Here is a 4,634-nt window from a genome sequence, read left to right on the forward strand (position 1 = left end):
AATCATATAAAGGATGGAAATGTACAGAAAAAATGATGGCACTTACAAATCCAACTTCAATATACATGCATGCACTTCCAGCAGACAGAAATAATGAAGTAGAAGATTCAGTAATAGATGGACCACACTCAGTAATTTATGACGAAGCAGAAAATAGAATTCATACAGCAAAAGCTGTTATGACTCTTACTATGGGCGGAAAATAAGAGTAATTATTAGCTAGATTCTAATGGCTATTAAATAGAGACTAGGTAGTTTGGATTTTCTATGAAATAGAGAATCTACCAATACTGGTTACTGGAAATTAGTTTCTAAAAGAGTTGTTAATATCTAAAAGAAGTAGTAAGAAATGTTCTAATGAATTTAGAAATTTTATGAAATCTTATATTGGATAAACGGGGGAGAAGTAAACTCCCCTTTTAAATATACCATTACTAGCATGCGGAGGGGAAATTATGGCGAAAGTTATAGCAGTAAATATAAGTGAAAAAAAAGGTGTAATAAAACATCCTATAGAAAAAGGATTTTTTAAAAAAGAACATGGTCTTGAGGGAGATGCACATGTAGGAAATTGGCATAGACAAGTGAGCCTTTTAGGTCAAGAAAGTATAGATAAAATGAAAAAACTAGGACTAGATAAGCTTTCTACAGGAGATTTTGCAGAGAATATAACGACAGAGGGGATAGTTCTTTATAAGCTTCCAGTAGGGACAAAGTTAAAAGTAGGAGAAACAGAAATGGAAGTTACACAAATAGGGAAAAAATGTCATAAAGGTTGCGAGATTCAAAAACTAGTTGGGGATTGTATAATGCCAAGAGAAGGTATATTTGCCATAGTGCTTAAAGATGGCTATATTAAGTCAGGAGATGAGATAAAAATTATTGAGGATTAAAGTAATATAAAGATAATTCATTCTAAAGAGTGGATTATTTTTTATAACCACTATAGATATTTTTATTAATATTTTTCAATCTATTTAGAAATAACAGATGTGTACAGACTTAAGTGAGCGTTTAAATAGGGAAGGAGTGAATTTAAGAATGATAGTGTTTACTTAAGTCAAGGAAGGGTAAAGGATATTTTTATACTCTCAATATGTTAAGTAGTCATATTTTTAATGAAAAATCTATATTGGTAATCTATTGATTCATATTTAAATGATTTTAGACAATAGGTAGTGGGTAAAGTAATATATTGAATTTGGGGGGGAGTAGTGTGGAGATAGGAAATAAGAAAAGTGAATTAAGGTATAAGCTTGATGAAAAACCGCCTTTAAAAACGTCAATATTATTAGCATTTCAAACTATTTTAACAGGATTTGGAGGAATTGTTGCTGTTCCTTTAGTTGTAGCTGGAGCATTAGGATTACCTTTTAGTGAAACTACATTTTGGGTAAGTTGTGCACTTTTTGTTGCAGGAATAGTTACTATTATTCAAGCACGTGGAATAGGAAAGATAGGTTCAAGATTGCCAGTTGTAATGGGAACATCTTTTGCATTTGTTGGAGTGTCTATAACTGTTGGAAAGAATTATGGTATATCAGAAATATTTTGTGCTACTATAGTAGCTGCTTTGGTGGAGATTATTTTAAGTAAATTTATCAGACCTTTAAAAAAATTTTTACCTCCAGTAGTAACTGGTACAGTAGTGACTTTAATAGGATTAACAATTATACCTGTGGCAATAGATTGGCTAGCTGGTGGAGCAGGAAGTTCTAATTATGGATCAATAAAAAACATAATAGTTGGACTTGTTGTAATGATAGTTATAGTAGCATTAAATCAGTTTGGAAATGAATTTTTGAGTTCAGCATCTATAGTTGTTGGAATCGTTTTCGGATATGTATTAGCAGCTTTTACAGGTATGTTAGATTTTACTTCAGTAGGCTCTGCCTCGATACTTTCATTTCCTCGACCTTTTAAATACGGTTGTAAATTTAATGTAGCAGCAATCTTAGCTTTTATTCCTGTGTATTTGGCAACAACAGTTGAGACTGTAGGAGATACCTTAGCAATTGGAGCAGCCTGTGAACATGAAGTAACAGGAGAAGAGTTATCTAGTGGGGTTTTGTGTGATGGTGTTGGAAGCATGATAGCAGGTATATTTAATGCTGGAGCTAATACAACTTTTAGTCAATGTACAGGACTTATAAACGTCACAGGAGTAGCTAGTAGATTTGTAGCTATAGTAGCTGGTGTATTGCTCATAATAGCTGGTTTAATACCTAAATTTGGAGCTGTAGTTGCAGCCATGCCTAACCCTGTTTTAGGTGGGGCCGGTATTATAATGTTTGGAATGATAGCAGGTGCAGGAATCAAAATGTTAGGTGAGGTTAAGTTTGATAGAAGGAACATGTTGGTTGTATCTGTTTCTTTAACATTAGGATTGGGAGTAATATTTAAACCAGATATATTAAGTAAGTTCCCTACTGCAATACAAACAATATTTGGATCAGGGGTAACAACAGGTACTATTTCAGCAATATTGTTAAATATAGTTTTACCTAAAAATACTTCAGTTAATGAGGATTTAGATAAAGACCAAAATGTAAATAGTTAATTTATAAATTAGATTGCCTAATAATTTATTTTTACTTATGAATTATGGGTAATCTGTTTATAAAAAAGTAAAATTATTTAATATATTTATTTTTATTCAAAGTAAATATAATCTTAGACCAGAGGTGATTTATAAAATAAGATATTAGATTTGGGGGAAATTAATATGAATATGGAAAATAAAAACAGTGAATTAAGATATAAACTTGATGAGAAACCTCCTTTGATAAATGCAATGATTTTATCATTTCAAACAATTTTAACTACATTTGGAGGTATAGTAGCAGTGCCTTTAATAGTAGCAGAAGCTTTAGGACTTCCATTTAGTGAAATAACGTTTTGGATAAGTTGTGCACTTTTAGTTTCTGGAATAGTCACTGTTATTCAAGCACATGGGTTAGGGAGAATAGGTTCAAGGTTGCCTATTGTAATGGGAACATCTTTTGCTTTCGTTGGAATATCGATAAATGTTGGAAAAAACTATGGTATAGCAGCAATGTTTTGTGCAAGTATGGTGGCTGCTTTACTTGAAGTTGTTTTAAGTGGGTTTATTAAACCTTTAAAAAAATTTTTGCCACCGGTAGTTACTGGCACAGTAGTTACTTTAATAGGGCTAACAATTATACCCGTAGCAATAAATTGGTTAGCTGGTGGAGCAGGATCATCTAACTATGGATCAATAAAGAATATATCGGTTGGACTTATTATAATGGCAATTATAGTAGTTCTAAATCAGTTCGGAAATGAGTTTTTAAGCTCAGCAGCTATAGTAATTGGAATCGCTTGTGGATATGTATTAGCAGCTTTTACAGGAATGTTAAATTTTAGTTCAGTAGATTCCGCTTCAATATTTTCAATTCCTAAACCATTTAAATATGGAGTTAAATTTAATATAGCATCCATTCTAGCTTTTATTCCCGTATACTTAGTAGCAACTGTTGAAACTGTAGGATCTACTTTAGCAATTGGAGCAGCCTGTGAGCATGAAGTTAAAGGTGAGGAGTTGGCTGGAGGAGTGTTATGTGATGGTGTAGGGAGTATTATAGCAGGAATATTTAATGCAGGAGCTAATACGACTTTTAGCCAGTGTACAGGGCTTGTAAATGTTACAGGAGTGGCTAGTAGATTTGTAGGCATACTAGCTGGAATGTTACTTATAATAGCGGGATTAATACCTAAGTTTGGAGCTTTGGTAGCAGCTATGCCTAATCCTGTTTTAGGGGGAGCGGGTATAATAATGTTTGGAATGATAGCAGGTGCAGGGATCAAAATGTTAGGTGAAGTTAACTTTGATAGAAGGAACATGTTGGTTGTATCTGTTTCTTTAACATTAGGACTAGGAGTAATATTTGAACCAAATATATTAAGCCATTTTCCTACTTCAGTGCAAACAATATTTGGATCAGGGGTAACAACAGGTACTGTTTCAGCTATATTATTAAATATAATTTTGCCTAAAAATACTTCGGTTGATAAAAAGGCAGATGAAGACCAATATATAAACATATGAGTTATTTAATAAAATATGAGATTAAATATTTTCAAACTAGGCAAAAACTATTATCAAAATGATAAATTTTATTATTTTGATAAACTCATTTTAAGCATACATAAATATAGAAGTAAAAAATATAAACAGATGCAAAAATTATCATTTTGATATTTTAACAAATTATATTTACATAAGACAAACCAAGTCTTTATAATTAACAAAATTATTTCATATATTCTAACTCTAATTCTATCGTATCTTCAAGTAATATTATAAAATTGGCTTAAATACAATAAAACTATTTATTAGGATATATAAGTTGGCATGAATAGTGCTTTGAATATAAGAAATTATAAAATACATAAGTAAAATTAGGTGCTGTGTAATATACAACAAAGGTTACAAAAATATTTTAATTAGCGCACAATAATAAAAATAAACTCAAGGGGGAAAAATAATGCAAACAGTATTTAGAGGAAGACACTTTATAACATTAGAGGATTATACAAAAGAAGAAATTGAAACAATGTTAGAGGTATCATCTGATCTTAAAAAGAAAATGGCTATGGGAATAAAAACACCA

General features: G+C 31.3%; 3 protein-coding genes and 1 pseudogene. All 4 read left to right on the forward strand.

The features are described from left to right. Nucleotides 1–206 (forward strand): annotated as a pseudogene (locus OW729_RS19195) (ornithine carbamoyltransferase); the annotation flags it as partial. Nucleotides 207–455: 249 nt separating this feature from the next. Then, nucleotides 456–893 (forward strand): MOSC domain-containing protein, encoded by a 438-nt coding sequence (locus OW729_RS19200; protein ID WP_268063141.1) that lies wholly within the window; start codon nt 456–458, stop codon nt 891–893. Between the two features lie 323 nt (nt 894–1,216). Beyond that, nucleotides 1,217–2,560 carry a uracil-xanthine permease family protein gene (locus OW729_RS19205; RefSeq protein WP_268063142.1) on the forward strand — a complete coding sequence of 448 codons (1,344 nt, stop codon included), beginning with the start codon at nt 1,217–1,219 and terminating at the stop codon, nt 2,558–2,560. A gap of 165 nt (nt 2,561–2,725) precedes the next feature. Then, nucleotides 2,726–4,069: a uracil-xanthine permease family protein gene (locus OW729_RS19210; RefSeq protein ID WP_268063143.1), complete on the forward strand. Its 1,344-nt coding sequence runs from the start codon at nt 2,726–2,728 to the stop codon at nt 4,067–4,069. The last annotated feature ends 565 nt before the right edge of the window (nt 4,070–4,634 follow it).

It is taken from the genome of Clostridium brassicae, assembly GCF_026738875.1.
In the GTDB taxonomy this organism is placed as follows: domain Bacteria; phylum Bacillota; class Clostridia; order Clostridiales; family Clostridiaceae; genus Clostridium_H; species Clostridium_H brassicae.